Annotated in this window: 19 protein-coding genes; 12 read left to right on the top strand and 7 right to left on the bottom strand. The window is 69.2% G+C overall.

From position 1 onward, the window contains the following. Positions 1–123 precede the first annotated feature (123 nt). Both QSK17_RS25400 and QSK17_RS25405 read right to left on the bottom strand, forming a co-directional pair. Positions 124–2,310 carry a DUF6049 family protein gene (locus tag QSK17_RS25400; protein WP_285707763.1) on the bottom strand — a complete coding sequence of 729 codons (2,187 nt, stop codon included), beginning with the start codon at positions 2,308–2,310 and terminating at the stop codon, positions 124–126. A 46-nt stretch (positions 2,311–2,356) separates the two neighbouring features. Further along, entirely contained in the window at positions 2,357–2,893 is a 537-nt protein-coding gene (locus QSK17_RS25405; protein ID WP_285707764.1) for an aminoacyl-tRNA deacylase, read from the bottom strand. A 103-nt stretch (positions 2,894–2,996) separates the two neighbouring features. Here QSK17_RS25405 and QSK17_RS25410 point away from each other — a divergent pair, with 103 nt between their 5' ends. Then, positions 2,997–4,433 (top strand): CCA tRNA nucleotidyltransferase, encoded by a 1,437-nt coding sequence (locus QSK17_RS25410; protein WP_502889287.1) that lies wholly within the window; start codon positions 2,997–2,999, stop codon positions 4,431–4,433. A 47-nt stretch (positions 4,434–4,480) separates the two neighbouring features. On the opposite strand, the gene QSK17_RS25415 is transcribed toward QSK17_RS25410, so the two are convergent. Further along, complete coding sequence (locus QSK17_RS25415; protein ID WP_285707767.1) at positions 4,481–5,782, bottom strand: MFS transporter; 1,302 nt, start codon at positions 5,780–5,782, stop codon at positions 4,481–4,483. A 117-nt stretch (positions 5,783–5,899) separates the two neighbouring features. Here QSK17_RS25415 and idi point away from each other — a divergent pair, with 117 nt between their 5' ends. Then, positions 5,900–6,481, top strand: coding sequence for an isopentenyl-diphosphate Delta-isomerase (idi, locus tag QSK17_RS25420; protein ID WP_285707768.1), 582 nt, complete (start codon positions 5,900–5,902; stop codon positions 6,479–6,481). Between the two features lie 48 nt (positions 6,482–6,529). Here the strand turns inward: idi and QSK17_RS25425 are convergent, their stop codons facing one another. Continuing rightward, positions 6,530–7,609, bottom strand: a complete 1,080-nt coding sequence (locus QSK17_RS25425) for an inositol-3-phosphate synthase (RefSeq protein WP_285707769.1) — start codon at positions 7,607–7,609, stop codon at positions 6,530–6,532. Between the two features lie 13 nt (positions 7,610–7,622). Next, on the bottom strand, positions 7,623–8,261 hold the full coding sequence (locus QSK17_RS25430) for a PadR family transcriptional regulator (RefSeq protein WP_285707770.1): 639 nt from the start codon (positions 8,259–8,261) through the stop codon (positions 7,623–7,625). 1,019 nt (positions 8,262–9,280) lie between these two features. Between QSK17_RS25430 and QSK17_RS25435 the strand changes: the two genes are divergently transcribed. The 3 genes from QSK17_RS25435 to QSK17_RS25445 all read left to right on the top strand — a co-directional run bounded on the left by QSK17_RS25435 (position 9,281) and on the right by QSK17_RS25445 (position 14,681). Next, on the top strand, positions 9,281–11,755 hold the full coding sequence (locus tag QSK17_RS25435; protein ID WP_285707772.1) for a transglycosylase domain-containing protein: 2,475 nt from the start codon (positions 9,281–9,283) through the stop codon (positions 11,753–11,755). Between the two features lie 252 nt (positions 11,756–12,007). Further along, entirely contained in the window at positions 12,008–13,393 is a 1,386-nt protein-coding gene (locus QSK17_RS25440; RefSeq protein WP_285707773.1) for a glycosyltransferase family 87 protein, read from the top strand. A gap of 4 nt (positions 13,394–13,397) precedes the next feature. Continuing rightward, positions 13,398–14,681, top strand: coding sequence for a glycosyltransferase 87 family protein (locus QSK17_RS25445; RefSeq protein WP_285707774.1), 1,284 nt, complete (start codon positions 13,398–13,400; stop codon positions 14,679–14,681). A 98-nt stretch (positions 14,682–14,779) separates the two neighbouring features. Here QSK17_RS25445 and QSK17_RS25450 read toward each other — a convergent pair whose 3' ends face one another. Together QSK17_RS25450 and QSK17_RS25455 are read right to left on the bottom strand one after the other, a co-directional pair. Further along, a complete protein-coding gene (locus QSK17_RS25450; RefSeq protein WP_285707775.1) occupies positions 14,780–15,574 on the bottom strand; it encodes a deoxyribonuclease IV in 795 nt (264 codons plus the stop codon). A gap of 232 nt (positions 15,575–15,806) precedes the next feature. After that, on the bottom strand, positions 15,807–16,124 hold the full coding sequence (locus QSK17_RS25455) for a hypothetical protein (protein ID WP_285707776.1): 318 nt from the start codon (positions 16,122–16,124) through the stop codon (positions 15,807–15,809). 180 nt (positions 16,125–16,304) lie between these two features. Between QSK17_RS25455 and rpsF the strand changes: the two genes are divergently transcribed. The 7 genes from rpsF (at position 16,305) to QSK17_RS25490 (ending at position 20,650) form a co-directional block, all read left to right on the top strand. Continuing rightward, positions 16,305–16,595, top strand: a complete 291-nt coding sequence (gene rpsF, locus QSK17_RS25460; protein ID WP_285707778.1) for a 30S ribosomal protein S6 — start codon at positions 16,305–16,307, stop codon at positions 16,593–16,595. 95 nt (positions 16,596–16,690) lie between these two features. After that, positions 16,691–17,230 carry a single-stranded DNA-binding protein gene (locus QSK17_RS25465; RefSeq protein WP_285707780.1) on the top strand — a complete coding sequence of 180 codons (540 nt, stop codon included), beginning with the start codon at positions 16,691–16,693 and terminating at the stop codon, positions 17,228–17,230. Positions 17,231–17,315: 85 nt separating this feature from the next. Continuing rightward, positions 17,316–17,552, top strand: a complete 237-nt coding sequence (rpsR, locus tag QSK17_RS25470) for a 30S ribosomal protein S18 (RefSeq protein ID WP_061256131.1) — start codon at positions 17,316–17,318, stop codon at positions 17,550–17,552. A gap of 18 nt (positions 17,553–17,570) precedes the next feature. After that, the gene (gene rplI / locus QSK17_RS25475; protein ID WP_285707787.1) at positions 17,571–18,017 is read left to right on the top strand and encodes a 50S ribosomal protein L9; all 447 of its coding nucleotides are present in this window, start codon (positions 17,571–17,573) and stop codon (positions 18,015–18,017) included. Between the two features lie 157 nt (positions 18,018–18,174). Beyond that, positions 18,175–19,050, top strand: coding sequence for an ABC transporter substrate-binding protein (locus QSK17_RS25480; RefSeq protein ID WP_285707788.1), 876 nt, complete (start codon positions 18,175–18,177; stop codon positions 19,048–19,050). Next, positions 19,047–19,907 carry an amino acid ABC transporter permease gene (locus QSK17_RS25485; protein ID WP_285707789.1) on the top strand — a complete coding sequence of 287 codons (861 nt, stop codon included), beginning with the start codon at positions 19,047–19,049 and terminating at the stop codon, positions 19,905–19,907. The genes QSK17_RS25480 and QSK17_RS25485 overlap by 4 nt, the downstream gene beginning before the upstream one ends. Next, positions 19,907–20,650, top strand: coding sequence for an amino acid ABC transporter ATP-binding protein (locus QSK17_RS25490; protein WP_285707790.1), 744 nt, complete (start codon positions 19,907–19,909; stop codon positions 20,648–20,650). Before QSK17_RS25485 ends, QSK17_RS25490 begins: the two co-directional genes overlap by 1 nt. The last annotated feature ends 74 nt before the right edge of the window (positions 20,651–20,724 follow it).

The raw sequence follows: 20,724 nt of genomic DNA on the forward strand, positions 1-20,724 counted from the left end.
GCCTGTCCCTCGCCCGGCGGCTCGGGTCTGGGTCGTGCCGGAGGCGCGCTGGGCAGCACGTCGCCGAATGTGCTGTGCTTGTTGATTCGCTCGCTGCGCTCGCTCATGCGGCAACCCGCTCGCTCAAGGTTTTTCTCCGTGGTCGGCAGGTATGGTGCGCTGTTCGACCGCCTCGTCGGGTGGCTTCGGCGCACCGGAGGGAAGGGACTTGCCGGACCGGCGCCGCAGGATGCGCATGACCACGGCGGCCAACATGATCGTGAGAGCGGCGCCGACGATGACGAGGGCGATGCCCGTGTAGCCGGTGGCGCGGACGGTCACGTGGACCTCCTTGCCGTACGGCCTGCCGTCCGCGGTGAGGAGCTGCACGGAGATCGTGCTCTCCCCGCCGCCGCCGTGCACGGTCACCGGGACGTTCACCAGCTGGCTGCGGTTTCCGAGGATGTTGAGCTGCTCGGTCTCGTAGACCCCTCTGTTGGCGTCGATCGCCAGCCGCGACTTGTCGTCGGACGTCACCCTGATCTTGAGTGCGATGCTCTTGGACAGCGAGTTGTCCACGCTGACCGGCACCTGCCCGTTGTTGCCCGCGAGCGCCCGGGGCGTGTCGATGACCGACACCTGGGAGATCTGATGCTCGATGGACGCGCGCAGGTGCTTGACGAAGCCCTGCGCCCGCTTGGCGTCACCTCGCCAGGAGGCCGAGGTGAGCCGGAGGACGGCGTTGTCGAACAGCTTCTGCGGCTCGACGGTCACGGTCTGGGCGATGTCCGCCTGGCGGCTGAGCTTCTTGACCCCGCCGAGGTAGGAACGGGGGAGTTCCGCCTCGCGATCCTGGTCGGTGTACACCAGGTCGGAACGCGGCACCTGCACCTTGCCGGGCCGTATCGAGTTGAGCGTGGCCATCTGCAGCCACGGGGCCGCCGAGGCCGCCTTGACCAGTCCCGACACGAACTCGGGATCGGGGTTCCACAGGCGCGTGGAAGGCGCCGCGATCACGCTCCTGGCCGGCGGCTGCGGTTGTCCGGTCTGCTGCGCGAGGCCACCCTGACCGGCCTGCTGCGGTTGCTCGAACGCGATCATCGCGGTCTCGGCGAGGAAGCGCTGCCGCGCGAGCAGGGCGGCCCCGGGAACGGACGCGTCCGCGTCGAGGATCTCACTGAGCGTGGGGTCGGTGAGCAGCGCGGTGACCGGCCCGGAGACGGTGTCGACGGTCGCCGCCGCGTCCGGAGTCGTGGTGATCTGCGGGTCCGGCGGCAGGGTCGCGCCGGAGAGCAGCACGGTGCGCACGCCCGACGTCGCCAGCTCGTCCAGGCCGTCCCGGTCCAGGGCGCCGCCGACCGGCCACGCCGTCGCGGTCGAGATCTCCCGGCCGAGGACGTCGCCCGCGACCTCCGCGCCCTTCTTGACGGCGTCCTCCGTGGGCGAGTCCAGCCCGGCGTGGACCAGCGCCGTCACGTCCGGATCCGCGTACGGCGTGGCCACCACGGACCGGCTCGTGAGCGCGGCGCGCAGGCCGTCGAGCCAGCGGCGGGCGGCGGGGTCGGCGGCCTTCTTCGCGCCTCCGCTCGGAGTCCTGACGGTGTACTCGCCGGTGGCGGTACGGCGGGCGTCGTCGAGCAGCGCGGGATCGACGAACCAGGTGACGGCGCGCCCGGTCTTCTGCACGAGGTCGAGCAGGGAGGCGAGGCGGCCCGTGGAGACCGACGCGCGCAGGTCGTCGTCGATGAAGTCGGAGTCGTCCGCACGGTGCGGCCGGTCCACGATCGGCATCGCCATGGCGAGCTTCACCTTGGGCACCGGCTGGTCGTCCGGCACGTACGTCAGGAAGGTGCGCTCGATCTCGATCGGCTGCAGGGTGACGGCGTCCTGGACCTCGATGGCCAGGGGGTAGACGCCCTGCCGCGACATGCCGAGGTCGCGCGGGGTCACCGTGAACTCGAACCGCAGCTTCCCCGACCCGTCGAGCGGCGTCGCCTGCACCTTCGTGTTGTAGGACGGCGTGGGGTAGCCCTGTCCGGCCGCGAAGGCCGCCATCTGCGCCCGCGTCTGGAACGGCTGGCCCCAGTGGACCCGGACCCGGACGGAGGCCGACGGCGTGCCCGTGACCACGCCCGAGATCGTTATGGGAGTGGCCGGATCCCGCAGCGCCGCCGAGCTGATCTGCTCCACCAGCAGCGGATCGACCGCCGGGGCCGCCGCCTTGGTCGTCACTGCGCTCGTCGCCGCCGTGCTCGCGACAGCCGTACCGGCCATGCCCGTCGGAGCGAGCAGGGCGGTCAGCAGGATCAGCGGAGCGGCCTTACGGATCACGTGCGGGCCAGGTGTGAGGATCGGCGCACGCCCAGAATGGTATGGCCTAAGCCGTCCTCATTGGGCTTGCCAGGGTCGTCAGAGCGCGTGGCCGGGGCATCGCGAGGCCCGCCGGCGTGCCCGCGACCAGCGAGAACAGGTGCTCCGCGCGGATTCGCAGCGCCGTACGGCGTTCGCCCGTAACGGTGTAAAGGGACTCTTCAGGATGGGGGCCGTCGGCGAGTCGCCGGTCGATGAGGACCGTCAGTCCGTCGGGAAGCAGCAGCGGGCAGACGAGCCCGGCGGCGTAGTCGGTGACCGAATTCACAACGAAGGCCGGTGCGGCGGAGACGCGGTCGGCCCCGAGGGCGGCCGCCACCGCGGACGGCGCCGGGACCGTTCCCACCGCGCCGACCACGGCCACAGGCTCGACCACCCCGCGCGTCACGGCCTCGAACACCGCGACGCAGACGCATCGGGAGGCGGGGACGTCGAGGACCTCCGGCAACTCGTCGGCGCATGTCAAGGGACGCGGAAGACGTACGATCTCATGGTGGATCTGGTGGGCGAGGAGCCAGCGGTGAATGGCGAGAGCGTCCTTCATCTCTTTGCTCCTTGCCTCGTCCCAGAGCCCCCGGCCCAGCCGTAAGAGGTGATCGCAGGATGTCGGGGGAAACCTGTTCCGTGACCGAAGGACGTACCCAGCCTTGTCCGTTTCAAATCTGAGCGACATTCAGAAACGCGCCGTGGACGACCTGTTCCGGCGGATCGCTCCGGTCGCCGACGAACTCGGCGAGATGTTCGCCGCGCGCGGCCACGAGCTGGCCCTCGTCGGCGGGTCGGTCCGCGACGTCTTCCTCGGCCGGATCGGGAACGACCTCGACCTGACCACGGACGCCAGGCCCGAGCAGGTGCTGGAGATCGTCAAGGACTGGGCGGACGCCATCTGGACGATCGGGATCGAGTTCGGCACCGTGGGTGTCCGCAAGGGCGGCTGGCTGCTGGAGATCACCACCTATCGCGACGAGTCGTACGACCGCGCCTCCCGGAAGCCCGACGTGGCGTACGGCGACACGCTGGACGGCGACCTGGCCCGGCGGGACTTCGCGGTCAACGCGATGGCGGTGCGGCTGCCCGGCCACGAGTTCGTGGACCCGCACGGCGGGCTGTCGGACCTGATGGCCAAGGTGCTGCGGACCCCGGGCACGCCGGAGCAGTCCTTCGACGACGACCCGCTGCGGATGCTGCGCGCCGCGCGGTTCGCCTCCCAGCTCGGGTTCACGGTCGACCCGAAGGCCGTGGAGGCGATGACGGAGATGGCCGGGCGCATCGAGATCGTCTCGGCCGAGCGGATCCGCGACGAGCTGGACAAGCTGATCTCGGGCGGGCATCCCCGCGAGGGCCTGTCGATCCTCGTGGAGACCGGACTGGCCGCGCACGTCCTGCCCGAGCTGCCGAAGCTCCGCCTGGAGATCGACGAGCACCACCGGCACAAGGACGTCTACGAGCACACGCTGATCGTCCTGGAGCAGGCGATCGGGCTGGAGGAGGCCGGCCCCGACCGCGTCCTGCGCTGGGCCGCGCTGCTGCACGACGTGGGTAAGCCCAAGACCCGCAGGAACGAGCCCGGCGGCCGGGTGTCCTTCCACCACCACGAGGTCGTCGGCGCCCAGATGGCCAAGAAGCGCCTGGCGGAGCTGCGGTTCCCCAAGGACGTCGTGTCCGACGTGTCCCGGCTGGTGGAGCTGCACCTGCGCTTCCACGGCTACGGCTCGGGCGAGTGGACCGACAGCGCCGTGCGGCGCTACGTCCGCGACGGGGGGCACCTGCTCGACCGGCTGCACAAGCTCACCCGGGCCGACTGCACCACCCGCAACAAGCGCAAGGCCGCCGCGCTGTCGCGGACGTACAACCAGCTCGAGGAGCGCATCGCCCGGCTCGCCGACGAGGAGGAGCTCGCCAAGATCCGTCCCGAGCTCGACGGCAACGAGATCCAGGAGATCCTCGGCATCTCCCCGGGGCCGGTCGTCGGCCGCGCGTACAAGCACATGCTGGAGGTCCGGATGGACCAGGGCGTGATCGGCAAGGAGGCGGCCCGCGAGGAGCTGCTCATCTGGGCCAGGGCGCAGAACGTCCTGCCCTGATCCGGGCGTGATCGCCTCGTAGGGTGAGGGCGTGGACGGTCGCCGCCTCAGGCGCTCTTTGACGTCCCCACGGAGGCCGGACTGGGCGTCGGGACGATCAGGCGGTATCCCAGCGCCCCCAGCGCGTACACCGCCGTGATGACCGCGAGAGCGGCGTACGACTTGCCGTTCGGCGGGAGCAGCGCCGCGGCGATCACCGCGCCCAGCACGGTCATCCCGTTGAAGAGCATGTCGTAGATCGAGAACACCCGGCCGAGATAGACGTCGTCGATGTCCCGTTGCACCACCGTGTCGGTGCAGATCTTGATGCTCTGGCCGCCCACGCCGAGCACGAACCCGCCGGCGAGGAACCCCCACTGGTGGAACGGCAGGCAGAGCAGCAGCTCCAGCAGGCCGCAAGCGGCGAGCATGGCCGGGACCCAGTTCTCGATGCCGAACCGCTCGCTCGCCCACGGCGTGATCAGCGCGGCGGCGAAGTATCCCGCTCCCGAGGTCACCAGCACCATCGTGATGCCCCGGAGCGCGACCTCCGTGTCGGTGGTGAAGTAGTAGCGATAGATCATGACCACCAGCGCGATGGACATGCCGTACAGGAGCCGGTGGGTTCCCAGGGCGCCGAGCGCGGCGGCCGCCGACCGCCGGGACACGATGTGCCGGGCCCCGTCGACCAGGCCGGTCACCACATCGCGCACCACCTCGTGCGCCGGCGGCCGCGACGGGTCGTACGGCGGGCCGAGCAGCTCGCGGCGCATGGTCCGCGCGATCAGCGCGCTGAGCCCGAAGACGACGCCGGACGTGACGAGCAGCAGCGCCGTGCCGGACGCGTCCGCGCCGTAGGCGGTGCGGAGCAGGAAGCCGACGCCCGCGCCGACGAAGGTCACGACCGTGCCCGAGGTCGGCGTCACCGAGTTGGCGATCATGAGTCGGTCGGCCGGCACGACATGGGGAAGTGACGCGCCGAGCGCGGCGAGGAAGAAGCGGTTGACGCCGAGCACGGCGAGCGCCGCGGCGTAGAAGACGGTGTCGGAGGCGCCGGCGACCAGGAAGGCCGCGGTCAGGACGAGCAGTGTGCCCCGCACGATCGGCGCCACGACCAGGATCTGCCGCCGGGACCAGCGGTCGATGAACACCCCGACGAACGGCCCGAGCACGCTGTACGGCAGGAGCAGCACGGCCAGACCGGCGGCGATCGCCGTGGCCGTGGCCTGCTTCTCGGGGCTGAAGAAGGTGTAGCCGCCGACGGCGAACTGGAAGATTCCGTCGGAGAACTGCGACACCAGACGGGTTCCGAAGAGCCGCCTGAAGTCCCGCCCCCGCAGGACCACACGCAGATCTGAGACGTAGGACACGTGCGACAGCCTACGCGCGGCTGTCATATGGGCACATCAGGATCATCCCTGACCCGCCCCTGATGATATTCACGGTTCAAGCGGACTCGACGGACATGACCCCGTAACCTCGGTCGTGTGAGCAATGACGAACATGTCGTGCTGGTCGACGGCGCGGGAAACCCCATGGGCACGGCCCCGAAGGCCGAGGTGCACGGCACCGACACGCCGTTGCACCTTGCGTTCTCCAGCTACGTCTTCGGCCGTGAGGGACGGCTGCTGCTCTCCCAGAGGGCTGGGCACAAGCAGACCTGGCCGGCGCAGTGGACGAACAGCTGCTGTGGGCATCCGCTTCCGGGCGAGCCACTTCCCTCCGCGGTGATCAGGCGGCTGAAGTACGAGCTCGGCCTCGTCGTCGAGAGTGTGGATCTCCTGCTGCCCCGGTTCGCGTACCGGGCGGTCATGGACAACGGGATCGTCGAGAACGAGCTGTGCCCGGTTTACCGGGTGATCGTCTCGGCGGAGCCGGCGCCCAATCCCGAGGAGGTCGACGCGGTCCGCTGGATGCCCTGGAAGCAGTTCGCCGACACGGTGCTGAGCGGAGAGCTGGACATCTCGCCCTGGGCGCGGGAACAGGTGCCGCAGCTCGTGGCGCTCGGACCGGACCCGCTCGCCTGGCCCGTCGGCGACCCGGCCGACCTGCCCGCCGCCGTACGGTGACCCACACAAACGAAGACGCCCCGGCTCACGACGAGCCGGGGCGGTGCGTCAGCGCTCGAACTCGCCGCGGATGAACTTCTCCACGGCCTCGCGGGCGGCGTCGTCGGAGTACTGCTCCGGCGGGGACTTCATGAAGTACGACGAAGCCGACAGCAGCGGGCCGCCGATGCCCCGGTCCAGAGCGATCTTGGCGGCGCGGACCGCGTCGATGATGATGCCCGCGGAGTTGGGGGAGTCCCAGACCTCCAGCTTGTACTCCAGGTTGAGCGGAGTGTCGCCGAACGACCTGCCCTCCAGGCGGACGTAGGCCCACTTGCGGTCGTCGAGCCACGGCACGTGGTCGGACGGCCCGATGTGGACGTCGGCCTTGGCCATCTCGTGCGGGATCTGCGAGGTGACCGACTGCGTCTTGGAGATCTTCTTCGACTGGAGCCGCTTGCGCTCCAGCATGTTCATGAAGTCCATGTTGCCGCCGAAGTTGAGCTGGTACGTGCGCAGCAGCTCGACGCCGCGGTCCTCGAACAGCTTGGCCATCACGCGGTGCGTGATGGTGGCGCCCACCTGGGACTTGATGTCGTCGCCGACGATCGGCACGCCCGCCTCGGTGAACTTGGCCGCCCACTCGGGGTCGGACGCGATGAACACCGGGAGCGCGTTCACGAACGCCACCTTGGCGTCGATCGCGCACTGGGCGTAGAACCGGTCGGCCTCCTCGGAACCCACGGGCAGGTAGGACACCAGGACGTCGACCTGGGCGTCTTTCAGAGCCTGGACGACGTCGACCGGCTGCTCGTCGGACTCCTCGATGATCTCGCGGTAGTACTCGCCGAGACCGTCGAAGGTGTGCCCGCGCTGAACGGTGACGCCCAGGGGCGGCACGTCGCAGATCTTGATCGTGTTGTTCTCGGAGGCCACGATCGCCTCAGAGAGGTCGCGGCCGACCTTCTTGGCGTCCACGTCGAAAGCGGCGACGAACTCGACGTCGCCGACGTGGTAGTCCCCGAACTTCACGTGCATCAGGCCCGGCACTCGGCTGGCCGGGTCGGCGTCCTTGTAGTAGTGGACACCCTGCACCAGTGACGCGGCACAGTTCCCCACACCCACGATGGCTACGCGCACCGAACCCATCGCACTCGCTCCTTTACTTATCTTCTTCGGGCGTGTCCGCCCTATTGGTTCCGTCCTGTACGGCATGCGGTCGTTCTGTGGTCGTGCTCGGGTCCTCGCGGGCCGTGGTGCCGCGCCGTTCGGAGTCGATCAGCTCGTTCAGCCAGCGGACCTCGCGCTCGACGGACTCGAGCCCGTGGCGCTGCAGCTCCAGCGTGTAGCTGTCGAGCCGCTCCCTCGTCCGGGCGAGAGCCGTGCGGACACTGTCCAGACGCTCTTCCAGGCGGCTGCGGCGGCCTTCGAGGATGCGCAGGCGTACCTCCGCCTCCGTGTGCCGGAAGAAGGCGAAGCGGATGCCGAAGCTCTCGTCCTCCCAGGCGGACGGGCCCGCCTGGGTGAGCAGCTCGTGCAGCCGTTCCTTGCCTTCGGCGGTCAGCTTGTACACGATCTTCGACCTGCGGCCGATGACCGTGTCCTCCGGCGGCTCCTCTTCGGTGATGAGACCGTCGTTGAGCAGCGCCCTGAGGCAGGGGTACAGCGAGCCGTAGGAGAACGCGCGGAACATCCCGAGCAGGGTGTTGAGCCGTTTTCGCAGCTCGTACCCATGCAAGGGGGTTTCGTGTAGCGAGCCAAGGACGGCGAGCTCCAGCATGCCACCACGTTGGCCGGTCACCGGAACACCCCCTTGTATCTCGCAGATGTATCGAGTCGATACATCTGCAGGATACGTCCGGCTGGCATACCGTGCAACGCGTCAAGCGCGGGGCGCGATCCGGTAAAGAGCCGTAATCTGTGTCACATGCGGTCAGACTGGACGGCCAGTTTTTCCGGACGTGTGGAGCGGACGGCGTTCTCGCCGGTCCGCCGTGGCCGCATGGGGGCGCGCGTCACCCGACCCCGCGGGAAATACACCCCTTTTCGCGCGTCCGACGCCGATGTGACCAAGATCACGTCCGGCTTCGCGGACCGGCGGGGACGATCGGCGGCCAGGATGAAAGCCCCATCAGCCCTTCCTGAGACCCCTCCGGAATACGGTGAATCCCGCGACCGTGTGGTCCGGGTCTGCCATCGTTGGGGCTGGAACCACAGGCGCGTCGCGCTCGTCCCCAGTACGGGCGACGACCCTCCGGTTCAGGGCGGTCTTCACCTCAGGGAGATACGCTCAACCGCCCGTCGGCCGACGCCGCCGACATTCCCCCGATGACTGAACGAGGACGCGTGACTTACAGCAACTATGGACCGGAGCCGACCGGCCGTCCCGAGGATCCCTCGGGCTCCGGTGGATCAGCCCGCCCTGGGCGCCGCCGTCGCGCGGACGCGGGCCCCGGTGATCAGTACGGCCGTGCCCCTCAGGGGCCTCCCGGCGGATGGCCGGGTGCCCCGCGCCGCAATGAGGCGGCCTTCGAGGACACCCAGGGCATGCCGCCGGTGCAGCCGCCCCGCCCCGGACCGGATCCGCGCCGGAACGGGCCCGGAGGCCCGGGCGCGCCCGGAGGGCAGGAGCGCACGCAGCGCCTGCCGCGGCCGGACGGTCCCGGCGGTCCTCGCGGGCCCGGTGGTCCAGGAGGTGGCCCGGGAGATCCCGGCGGACGTGGCCGACCCGGTGGTCCGGGCGGACCAGGGGGCCCCGGTGGTCCGGGTGGTCCGCAGCGCCCCGGCGGGCCCGGCGGTGATCGGACGCAGGCTATGGGCATGCCCTCCGGCGACCCGCGTCGGCGGATCGGCGGCGAGGAGACCCAGGCGATGCCTGCGGATGGTCGTCGGCGCAGGGGAGACGGCCCCGGTGGCCGCGGACCCGGGGGACCGGGAGGCAGCGGGCCTGACGGGCCCGGCGGACGCGGCCCCCGAGGTCCGCGCGATTCCGACGACGATGACGGTAAGCCGCGCCGTACCGGCTGGAAGCGGTTCATCCCCAACTGGAAGATCGTCGTGGCCGGGTTCACCATCCTGGTGGCCGGCGTCTTCGGCATGATCGCCGTCGCGTACGCGAACACGCCGATCCCCAAGGGGACGCAGGCGGACGCCATCGCCCAGGGCAGCGTGATCTACTACCGCGACGGCAAGACCCCCATCGGCCGGGTGGGCCAGTCGCGAGTGAACATCGACGACATCAACAAGATCCCCCGGCATGTGCAGGACGCGGTGATCGCCGCGGAGAACCGCAGTTTCCGTGACGACTCCGGTATCTCCTTCAAAGGCCTGATGCGCTCGGTCTGGATGACCGTTACCGGGGAGCAGGTCCAGGGCGCCTCCACGATCACCCAGCAGATGGCCAGGAACTACTACGACGGCCTGAGCAGGGAAGTCAGCGCGCAGCGGAAGATCAAGGAGATCTTCATCGCGATCAAGCTGAACAAGGAGATGAAGAAGGAGGACATCCTCCTGCAGTACCTCAACACCGTCCCCTTCGGGCGTGGCGCCAACGGCATCGAGGCAGCGGCGCGGGCCTTCTTCAAGAAGCACGTCTGGGAGCTGAACGAGGCGCAGGCCGCTTATCTCGCCGGCCGCATCCAGAGCCCGACCACGTTCGACGTGCTGGAGAAGGAGGGGAAGTTCGCCGCCACCCAGGAGCGCTTCGCCTACGTCATCGACGGCATGGCCCAGCTCGACCCGGCGAAGTACGGCGGGCTGCCGGCCAAGTACGGTGTGCAGGGCGCCAAGCTCGTCGACGCCAAGAAGTTCCCCAAGCTGGCGAAGCAGAGCGACAAGGACACCCTCGGTGGGCTCAAGGGCTACATGATCATCCAGGTCATGGAGGAGCTGAAGCAGGGTGGGCTGTCGCCGGACCAGGTCAGGAGCGGCGGCTACAAGATCACCTCGACCTTCGACAAGCGGTTGATGTCCGCCGCCCAGAAGGCCGTGAAGGACCGTATGCGTGCCGGCGCCCTGTCGAAGGAGTTCCACGCCGGGCTCGCCGCGGTCGATCCGCGTAACGGCCGAGTGCTCGCCTTCTACGGCGGCGACGACTACGTGACCCGCAACTTGAACGAGGCGTTCGATGCCAAGAAGCAGGCGGCCTCGGCCTTCAAGCCCTACGTGCTGGCCGCGTGGCTGGACTCCGGCCGCAGCCTCACCAGTTTCGTCCCGGGGAACAAGACCGTGCCCGAGGAACTGCCCGGCACCAAACCGATCGGAAACAGCCACAACGTCGGCGCGGCCATCGACCTGGTCACGGCGACCGCCCAGTCGGTCAACACCGCGTTCGCCTCTATGGGGTACGAGCTGGACGAGAAGAGCGGCACCGTCGGCGAGCTGAGCGCGGTGAAGCAGGTGGCCATCGACGCCGGCCTGGACAAGGGCCGGATGGAGCAGGACGTCCGGGATCACAAGTACGCCTTCACCATTGGCAGTGCCCTGGTCACCCCGGTGGAGCAGGCGGCGGGATACTCGATCTTCGCCAACGCCGGCAAGCATGTGGACTACCACGTCGTCCAGGAGGTCAAGCGGGGCAAGCTGGTCGTCGTCCCCGAGCAGGCCACGGTCAAGAATGTGATCAGCCCCGAGGCCGCGGCGGACGCCACCGTGGCGATGGAGGAGGTCCTCAAGACCGGTACGGCCAGGGGCAAGGGCATCGGCCGCCCCGCCGCCGGCAAGACCGGCACCAACAACGACGAGAAGGAAGCTTGGTTCGTCGGCTACACCCCGCAGCTCGTCACCGCGGTCGGCATGTACCACGAGCAGTGCTACACCAAGAGCGGGAAGCGCGTCCCGCTCAAGAACCTGGCCTGCCCCGAAAAGGCGCAGCCGAAAGAGGTCTCGCTCGGCTTCGAAGGCGCCGGTCCGCCCACCGACATCTGGCGCGCGTTCATGCTCGAGGCGATGAAGGACGAGAAGGTCGAGCAGTTCCCGCCCAGGAGCTCGACCGGTCAGCCGGACAACATCGTGCCGAGCCCGACGCCCACGCCGACGCCCACGCCCGAGGACGAGTTCCCGCTGGACGGCATGTTCCCGCCGGACAACACGGACAACTGCGATCCGATGGACCTCTCCTGCAACGGCATGGGCGACCTGGATCCGGGCAACGGTCACGGCAACGGCAACGGTCACGGCAACGGTCGCGGCAACGGGGACCCGTGGGGCGACAACGGCTTCGGCCAGAGCCCGGCGATGGCCCCGGCGCCCTCGCCGTCCGGTGGCAGGAGGACGACGACCGGCACGGGCAAGTAGTGATCGAAGCCCCCGCGCCCTGCGCGCGGGGGCTTCGCCGTTTCCGGGTACGGAGAATTCTCATGAAAGATTCAGCGAGGAATGCCGTGAGTTCGCCACGTCGAACGCGGAGAAAAGCCGTTCCGCCGTCCTTGGCTTATTGTGCGTACGGCGCCGCTGCTGAAAAGCTGATCGTTCTCAGCACGGTTCCGCGACCGGTTCCCTGGACGGTTCCCCCGCACCGTTCCCCGAACAGTGATCGATAGGCGCGTGATGACTCGGACCACGAACGATTCTCGGGCGCTCGGCGCGGCCGCGCAGAAGGTGGTGCGGCATCTGCCGTCCGGACTTGTCGCCCGTCTCCGCGCGGTCGCGCGGAGGGCCGTGCCGTACCTGCCGTTCGCACTCTTCGCCACTCTCGGTGCGGTGCTCGCCTTCCTGTGGAAGTGGCCGTGCCGGTTCGGGGGCGCGTGGAACGGCGGGCTCGGGCAGTACACGAACTTCTGCTACACGGACATCTATCCGCTGTGGTGGGCCGAGCATCTGAACGAGGGGAAGATCCCCTACGTCGACTATCCGGTCGAGTACCCCGTCGGCATCGGCGCGATCATGGAGTTCGCCCGGCGCCTGGCGAGCGGTGACGGCGTGGCGTTCTACGACATCACCGTGATCCTCATGGGCGTCTTCCTGGTCGCCGGTGTGGTGATCATGGCCGTCCTGGCCGGGCCCACCCGGCGCCGGGATGCCCTCTGGTACGCCATCGGCCCGGCGGTCATCCTCTGCGCGTACATCAACTGGGACCTGGCGGCGGGGGCGCTCGCCCTGGGTGGCCTGCTCGCGTGGTCACGGGACAGGCACGTGCTGGCCGGAGTGCTGCTCTCGCTCTCGGTGGCGACGAAGTTCTATCCGCTGATGTTCTTCGGCGCGCTGTTCCTGCTCACGCTGCGCACCGGGAAGTGGATGCCGTTCGCCCGGATGGCGGTCGCCGCGGCCGGGACCTGGCTGGTCGTCAACGTGCCGGTCATGCTGATCAACTTCGAGGGGTGGAAGCGCTTCTACGCCTTCAGCAGCGAACGCGGCGCCGACTGGGGCAGCCTGTGGTTCTTCTTCCAGCACAAGGACTGGGGCTTCCTCGCCGACGCGGGATCGCTGAACACGATGGCCACGGGCACGCTGGCCGTGCTGCTGCTCGGGATCGCGGCGTTCGCCGTGATGGCCCCGCGCCGGCCGCGGCTGATGCAGCTCTGCTTCCTCGCGCTGGCGGCCTTCATGATCACCAACAAGGTGTGGTCGCCGCAGTACATGCTCTGGCTGGTGCCGTTCGCCGTCCTGGCCCGGCCGAAGTGGGGCGCGCTCGCCGCGTGGCAGATCGCCGAGTGCTGGTACTTCTTCGCGATCTGGCTCTATCTCGCCGCGCAGTATCCGGAGGGCGTGAACCTCGGCATCGGGGACACCGCCTACTTCCTCTCGGTGTGGGCGCGGGCGATCACGATCGTCGTCCTGATGGCCCTCGTCGTGCGGGACATCCTGCGGCCCGAGCTGGACGTGATCCGCGCCTCCGGCGCCGACGACCCGTCCGGCGGGGTGTTCGACCAGGCCGAGGACCGGTTCGTGCTCCCGCCCCGGCCGAAGGCCGACGTCGCCGTCGTGGAAGCCTGAAAGGGTGCGACACCGGTTTCCCTGGCAGGTGCTGCCCGTCTGGCTGATCACGCGCGTGGTGCTCTTCCTCGCCGCGACGCAGGTCATTCCGGTCGGGCACGCGGGGTCGTTCGAGGGTGACGTCGCGCTCTACAGCGGCTGGTCGGACATCCTCCTCCGGGGGGAGTTCCCCGCAGGAGACGAGAAGTGGCAGTACCCGCCCTACGCGGCGCTGCCCATGCTCGCCCCGCATCTGCTGCCGTGGAGCTACCGGATCGACTTCTACGTGCTCGCGCTGGTGTGCGACCTGGCGATCCTGCTCCTGCTGTGCCGGTTCACGGCCAAGACCGGCGGGAGCCGCACCGGCGTGTGGGCGTGGACCGTGGGGGCGGCCCTGCTGGGCCCGCTGCTGATCTCCCGGTACGACCTGATGGTCACCCTGGTCGCGGTCCTCGCGCTCACGGCCTCCACGGACCCGGCCGTACGCGGAGCGCTGATCGGGTTCGGGCTGGCGATCAAGGTGTGGCCGGTCGCGCTGCTCACCGGGCTGCGCCGCTGGCGCGAGCTGCTGACCGGCGCGGCCTCGTCCCTGGTCGTCGTGGTGCTCGGGTGCGGCGTGGCCGCCCTGGTCCTGCCGCACGCGCTGGACTTCCTCACCGCCCAGCAGGATCGGGGGCTCCAGATCGAGTCGCTGGCGGCCACGCCGTTCGCGCTCGGCCGCGCGCTGGGCTGGTGGGACGGGTTCACCACGTACCAGCACGGCGCCATGGAGCTCGTCGGGCCCGGCGTGGAGACGGCCACCCTGGTGAGCGTCGCCGCCACGCCCGCCGCGCTCGTCCTGCTCGCGGTGTGGTGGTTCCGCGCGGCGCCGACGGAGAACACCTACTACGACGCGGCGCTGACCACGATCCTCTTTCTGGTGGTGACCAGCAGGGTGCTGTCGCCGCAGTACCTGATCTGGCTGCTGGGCGTCGCGGCGGTGGTGCTCGCCGCGCGTACCGCGCAGCGGCCGGCCGCCTGGCTCGTCCTGGCCGCGACCCTGCTGACCGGGATCATGTATCCGTGGATCGAGGAGGACTACAGCTGGAGCGGACGGTTGCCGGGCACGCTGGTCCTGGTCGTGCGCAACCTCGTGCTCCTCGCGGCGGCCGTCGTGTCGTTCGTCCAGCTCTGGCGGAGCACCCGTAGGCCCGCCCGCGTCCCGAGTGGCATGCGCGGTGAAACGGGCGAGGACGCCGAACCCGGCGAGGATCTCGTGGATCCCGGGGACGGCACGGCCGCGCGTGGTTCCCGGATGCGCGTGACGTGAACGGCCCCGGGACACCGGTCCCGGGACACGCGCGAGGTGAATCCCTACCCGTTCTGAGCCGGGCGTAATCCAGAGAAGTTATCCACAGCCTGTGGACGTCAGAGGTGCTTGCGGAGGAAAGCGATGTCGTCCGCCTGGCCTTCGAACGGCGTCTCCACCACGATCGGCGCTCCCGCCTGCCGGCAGACGGCGAGGATCCGCTCCGCGTCGATCTGGCCGGAGCCCAGATTGGCGTGGCGGTCCGCGCCCGAGTCGAAGGCGTCGCGCGAGTCGTTGCAGTGGACCAGGTCGATGCGGCCGGTGATCGCCTTCACCCGGTCGACGACGTCGGACAGATCCTCGCCGCCCGCGTGGGCGTGGCAGGTGTCCAGGCAGAAGCCGATCATCGAGGCGTCCCGGGCACCGGAGGTCACGGCGTCCCACAGGCGGGCGATCCGGTCGAGCTTGCGCGCCATCGCGTTGCCGCCGCCCGCCGTGTTCTCGATCAGCACGGGGATGGGGCAGTCCATCCGCTCGAAGACCTTGCGCCAGTTGTCGAACCCGATCTGCGGATCGTCGCCGGCGTTGACGTGGCCGCCGTGGACGATCAGGCCCTTGGCACCGATGGACGCGGCGGCCTTGAGGTGGCTTTCCAGCAGCTTGCGGCTGGGGATGCGGATCCGGTTGTTCGCCGTCGCCACGTTGATCACGTAGGGGGCGTGGACGTAGACATCCACAGCCGAATCCCGGATCGCGTCGGCGCTCTCCGGAAGGACCGGGCCCTTCCAGCCCTGCGGGTCGCCGAGGAAGAACTGCACGACGTCGGCGTCGCGCGCCGCCGCATGGGCGAGCGGGTCGTCCTGGTCGACGTGCGCGCCGATGCGGGGGAGGTGTCCGTCCTGACCAAAGCCCATTGTCGTCGTACCTCCGTGCGTCGGTGAAGCGGCATGCCGTACAGACACTAGACGCTCCAGGTGGAGGGCGTCTCGGTGGTGAAGGGCGCACCCCAGGCCACGCCGAACGGCCGAGCCGCCGGCCCGGCCGCGAGCTCTCCACGCGGCGGCCGGGTTGTGGCGTTCACGCGGCGGTCGGGCCGGAACGGCGGCGCGACCGGGCCGTGTTAACCGGTCGTGTCAACCGGTCGCGTCAACCGGTCGGGAGGAACCCTCCGTGGGCGATCCCGAGCGCGGCTCCGACGAACGACCCGACGATGCCGCAGATGATGATGCTGCGCTGCGGAGTCGTCACGGAGACGTACTGCGCGTAGAGCCCGCCGAGGAATCCGATGGCGCCCACCCACGAGGCGACCACGTGGAGGCCGACGAAGAACCCGGAGACGATCGCCAGGAGACCGAAGACCAGCGTGCCGACCGCGAGCGCGTTCTCCAGAGTGTGCGGCCTGCCGTCCGTGTTCAGTGTGAGCCGGAAAGCGGGTCTTCTGACGCGGCCAAGAACGTGCGGCATATGCGTCACCCCCTCTTGCTGCTCAGTTTCCCTCGCGGGGCGGCGTACGGCCAGTGGCCTGGTAGCCTGAATCGGCTGTGTTCGATACGCGTGGGGTGCACTTCCCCGCGCCGCCCGCAGCGTCCTCCTGTCACGGCAAGGCGTCGTGACCGCAAGAGTCCAGAGGAGGTTGGATTCCGCATGCGTCGTTACGAGCTGATGGTCATCCTCGACCCGGCCCTCGATGAGCGCACCGTACAGCCCTCGCTCGACCAGTTCCTCAGCGTCGTCCGCAACGATGGCGGCACCGTGGAGAAGGTCGACGTCTGGGGCCGTCGTCGGCTGTCCTACGACATCGCCAAGAAGGCCGAGGGCATCTACGCCGTGGTCGACCTGACCGCGGAGCCCGCCACGGTCAAGGAGCTGGACCGCCAGATGAACCTGAACGAGGGCATTCTCCGTACCAAGGTCATCCGTCCCGAGCTCCACTGAGCGGGAACGGCCAAGCCCGGCGTTTTTGTCGGGCCATGGCCGTACTCTGAAGCCCTTACGGCTGAGCTGACGGGATAGGAAGGCGAAAGCGACCGATGGCAGCAGGCGACACCACGATCACCATCGTCGGCAACCTTGTCGACGACCCGGAGCTGCGCTTCACCCCGACGGGGCAGGCTGTGGCCCGGTTCCGCATCGCATCCACTCCGCGGTTCCTGGACCGCCAGACCAACGAGTGGAAGGACGGCGAGGGCCTGTTCCTGACCTGCAATGTGTGGCGGCAGGCGGCGGAGAACGTCGCCGAGAGCCTGCAGCGCGGCATGCGGGTCATCGTGCAGGGACGGCTGCGCCAACGGTCGTATGAGACCAAGGAAGGCGAGAAGCGCACGGTCTACGAGGTCGAGGTCGACGAAGTCGGCCCCTCGCTGCGCAACGCCACCGCCAAGGTGAACAAGACCGCCCGGCAGGGCGGCGGCGGCGGTGGGTTCGGCGGCGGCCCGTCCAACGACCCCTGGGCTTCGGCCAGCCCCGCTCCTCAGGGCGGTGGCGGCTACAACCAGGGTGGCGGCGGCGGTGGCGGCGGCGGTGGCGGCGGCTTCGGCGGCGGCGACTTCAGCGACGAACCGCCTTTCTAGTCACCTCTCCGGGTGACACCAGCACACGAAAACGTATCCGAGCGACCATTCCCGCATCATGCGGGGCTCTGAAAGGAGCACCACGATGGCGAAGCCGGCACTGCGCAAGCCGAAGAAGAAGGTTTGCCTGTTCTGCCACGACAAGATCTCCTACGTCGACTACAAGGACACGGCGCTGCTGCGGAAGTTCATCTCCGACCGCGGCAAGATCCGTGCTCGCCGGGTGACGGGCAACTGCACCCAGCACCAGCGCGACGTTGCCACCGCTATCAAGAACGCTCGTGAGATGGCCCTGCTGCCGTACACGAGCACCGCGCGCTAAGGAAAGGAGTCTCAGGACATGAAGCTCATTCTCACCACTGAGGTCTCCGGCCTCGGCGCTCCCGGTGACATCGTCGAGGTGAAGGACGGCTACGGCCGCAACTACCTCGTCCCGCGCGGTTTCGCGATCCGGTGGACCCGCGGCGCCGAGTCGCAGGTCGCCTCGATCAAGAAGGCCCGCGACTCCCGCGAGATCCGTGACCTGGGCACCGCCAAGGAGGTCGCCGGCCAGCTCGGCGCCCTGAAGGTGGTCCTGAAGACCCGCGCCGGCGAGGCCGGCCGTCTCTTCGGCTCGATCACCACGGGCGACATCGCCGACGCCGTCACCGCCGCGGGTGGTCCCAAGCTGGACCGCCGCCGCATCGAGATCGGCAACGCGATCAAGAGCCTGGGCTCGCACCGGGTCAGCGTCAAGCTGCACCCCGAGGTGTCCGCGACCGTCGACGTCGAGGTCGTCGCCGGCTGACCCCGGCCCCATGGCTGTTCAGAGGGCCCTTCCCACTTCGGGAGGGGCCCTTTGACGTGCGTGAACCGTGCCCCAACAGGGCTGAAATATCCGGCCGATAGTATCTAGCCCGTCCCAAACGCGGATTCGCGCAAGATTTACCCCCATGGAGGCTGAAATGCACCGTCCCTCGCTGTTGCTGGCGCTTGGCGTCCTCACGACGGCGGCGGTCGCGTGCGCACCGGCCAATGACGCGGAGCCGTCCGGCGGCACCGCCGCCGCCAGCCCGGCGGCCTCCGCGAGCTGCGCGAAGGACCAGCTCACGCTGATCACCCCGGGCAAGCTGACGGTCGGCACGGACAAGCCCGCGTACGAGCCCTGGTTCAAGAACGACGACCCGGCGAGCGGCGAGGGCTTCGAGAGCGCGGTCACCTACGCCGTGGCCGAGAAGCTCGGCTTCACCAAGGACGAGGTCGCCTGGGCCACCGTCCCCTTCGACAGCGCGTACGCGCCGGGCGACAAGAAGTTCGACTTCGACATCAACCAGGTGTCCATCACGCCGGACCGGGCCAAGGTCGTCGACTTCAGTGACGGGTACTACACGGTCAAGCAGGGCGTCGTCACGCTGGACAGCGGAAAGTACGCCTCGGCGACCAGCCTCGCCGACCTCAAGGACGCCACGATCGGCGTGCAGGTCGGCACCACCGCGCTCGACGCGGTCAAGAGCGTGGTCCAGCCGGCCAAGGAGGCCAAGGTCTACACCCAGCAGGTCGACGCCGTGAACGCGCTCAAGAACAAGCAGGTGGACGCCATCGTGGTGGACCTGCCGACGGCGTTCTACGTCACCGCCGCCCAGGTCGAGAACTCCAAGATCGTGGGGCAGTTCGCCGCCACCGGCGGCACGCCCGAGGAGTTCGGCCTGGTCTTCCAGAAGGGCAACGCCCTGGTGTCCTGCGTCAACGAGGCCATCGGCGCGCTGAAGTCCTCCGGTGAGCTCGCCAAGATCGAGCAGCAGTGGCTGAGCGCTGCGGCCGGCGCGCCGGAGATGAAGTGACAGGTGAAGTGACGCAGTCGGCGAAGAGCGACCGGCAACGGGAGAGGGAGCGGGTCCGGCGCAGGCAGGCGGTCCGCTCCAGTTCCGTCGCAACGGCGTCCACCCTTGTCTTCCTGACCCTGGTGGCCGTCCTGGTCACCAACTCTCCGGGATGGCCGAGGGTCCAGGAGACGTTCTTCGACCCCGAGGCGTTCGCCCGGACGTTGCCCGATGTGCTGCACGGCTTCTGGATCAACGTCCAGATCTTCCTCATCGCGGAACCGCTCATCCTCGTTCTCGGACTGCTCGTCGCGCTGGCCCGGGGACTGCGGGCACCGGTCTTCTTCCCGCTCCGGGTGCTGGCCGTCGTCTACACCGACGTGTTCCGCGGCGTGCCGACGCTGCTCGTCATCATGCTCGTCGGCTTCGGCCTGCCCGCGCTCCAGCTCACCGGCGTGCCGTCCGACGAGATCACCCTCGGCGTCATCGCGCTCGTCCTCGCGTACAGCGGGTACGTCGCGGAGGTCTTCCGCGCCGGCATCGACACCGTGCACCCGAGCCAGGTCGCGGCGGCGCGCTCTCTCGGGCTGTCCCACGGGCAGGCCATGCGCCATGTCGTGCTGCCGCAGGCCGTGCGCCGGGTGATCCCGCCGCTGCTCAACGACTTCGTCTCCCTCCAGAAGGACACCGCGCTGGTCTCCACGATCGGCGTGATCGAGGCGCTTCGGCAGGCGCAGATCTACGCGGCGAGCAAGTTCAACTACACCCCCTACCTCGTGGCGGCGATCCTGTTCATCCTGCTCACGATCCCGATGGCGCGGTTCACCGACTACCTGTCGGCGCGGGCCGCCCGCCGCCGCGGCCCCGGAGGTGCCTGATGACGCTGCTGCGCATCGAGGGCGTGTGGAAGAACTATCGCCACCAGAGCGTGCTGCGCGGGATCGACCTGGACGTGGCCCCGCACGAGGTGGTCTGCTTGATCGGCGCCTCCGGCTCCGGCAAGTCGACGCTGCTGCGCTGCGTGAACCTGCTGGAGACCGTCGACGACGGCGCCATCCACCTGGACGGCGACGAGATCACGGACGTCCGCGCCGACGTGGACGAGGTCCGCAAGCGGATCGGGATGGTCTTCCAGTCCTACAACCTCTTCCCGCACATGACCGTGCTGGACAACATCACCCTGGCGCCGCGCAAGGTGCACAAGGTCGACCAGGCCCAGGCCGAGGAGCAGGCCAGGGAGCTGCTGGCCAGATTCGGCCTCGCGGACAAGGCGAAGGAGTACCCCGACCGGCTCTCCGGCGGCCAGCAGCAGCGCGTGGCCGTCATCCGGGCCATCGCCACCCAGCCCCGCCTGCTGCTGCTCGACGAGGTGACCTCCGCGCTCGACCCGATCCTGGTCACCGAGGTGCTGAGCATCATCCGCGAGCTCAAGGAGACCGGGATGACCATGATCCTGGCCACCCACGAGATGAGCTTCGCCAGGGACATCTCCGACACCGTCTGCTTCCTCGACGGCGGCGTCCTGCTCGAACGCGGCTCTCCCGAGCAGATCTTCTCCGCGCCCGAGCATCCGCGTACCCGCGAGTTCCTCCAGCGCGTACTGGACGCCGGACGGCTGTGACCCCGCGCGCCGTGCCCTCCGCGTCCGGCTCGTGGAGGGCCGCCGATCAGCGGCGGTGGCGGCCGCGCCCGGGC

This window comes from Microtetraspora sp. NBRC 16547, assembly GCF_030268965.1.
Classification (GTDB): Bacteria; Actinomycetota; Actinomycetes; order Streptosporangiales; family Streptosporangiaceae; genus Microtetraspora.

Coding starts and splice junctions, on each gene's coding strand:
- QSK17_RS25405 (WP_285707764.1), bottom strand. CDS start 2,893: ATGAAGGACGCTCTCGCCATTCACCGCTGGCTCCTCGCCCACCAGATC.
- QSK17_RS25425 (WP_285707769.1), bottom strand. CDS start 7,609: ATGGGTTCGGTGCGCGTAGCCATCGTGGGTGTGGGGAACTGTGCCGCG.
- QSK17_RS25435 (WP_285707772.1), top strand. CDS start 9,281: ATGCCCTCCGGCGACCCGCGTCGGCGGATCGGCGGCGAGGAGACCCAG.
- QSK17_RS25440 (WP_285707773.1), top strand. CDS start 12,008: ATGACTCGGACCACGAACGATTCTCGGGCGCTCGGCGCGGCCGCGCAG.
- QSK17_RS25450 (WP_285707775.1), bottom strand. CDS start 15,574: ATGGGCTTTGGTCAGGACGGACACCTCCCCCGCATCGGCGCGCACGTC.
- QSK17_RS25455 (WP_285707776.1), bottom strand. CDS start 16,124: ATGCCGCACGTTCTTGGCCGCGTCAGAAGACCCGCTTTCCGGCTCACA.
- rpsF (WP_285707778.1), top strand. CDS start 16,305: ATGCGTCGTTACGAGCTGATGGTCATCCTCGACCCGGCCCTCGATGAG.
- QSK17_RS25465 (WP_285707780.1), top strand. CDS start 16,691: ATGGCAGCAGGCGACACCACGATCACCATCGTCGGCAACCTTGTCGAC.
- rpsR (WP_061256131.1), top strand. CDS start 17,316: ATGGCGAAGCCGGCACTGCGCAAGCCGAAGAAGAAGGTTTGCCTGTTC.
- rplI (WP_285707787.1), top strand. CDS start 17,571: ATGAAGCTCATTCTCACCACTGAGGTCTCCGGCCTCGGCGCTCCCGGT.
- QSK17_RS25480 (WP_285707788.1), top strand. CDS start 18,175: ATGCACCGTCCCTCGCTGTTGCTGGCGCTTGGCGTCCTCACGACGGCG.
- QSK17_RS25490 (WP_285707790.1), top strand. CDS start 19,907: ATGACGCTGCTGCGCATCGAGGGCGTGTGGAAGAACTATCGCCACCAG.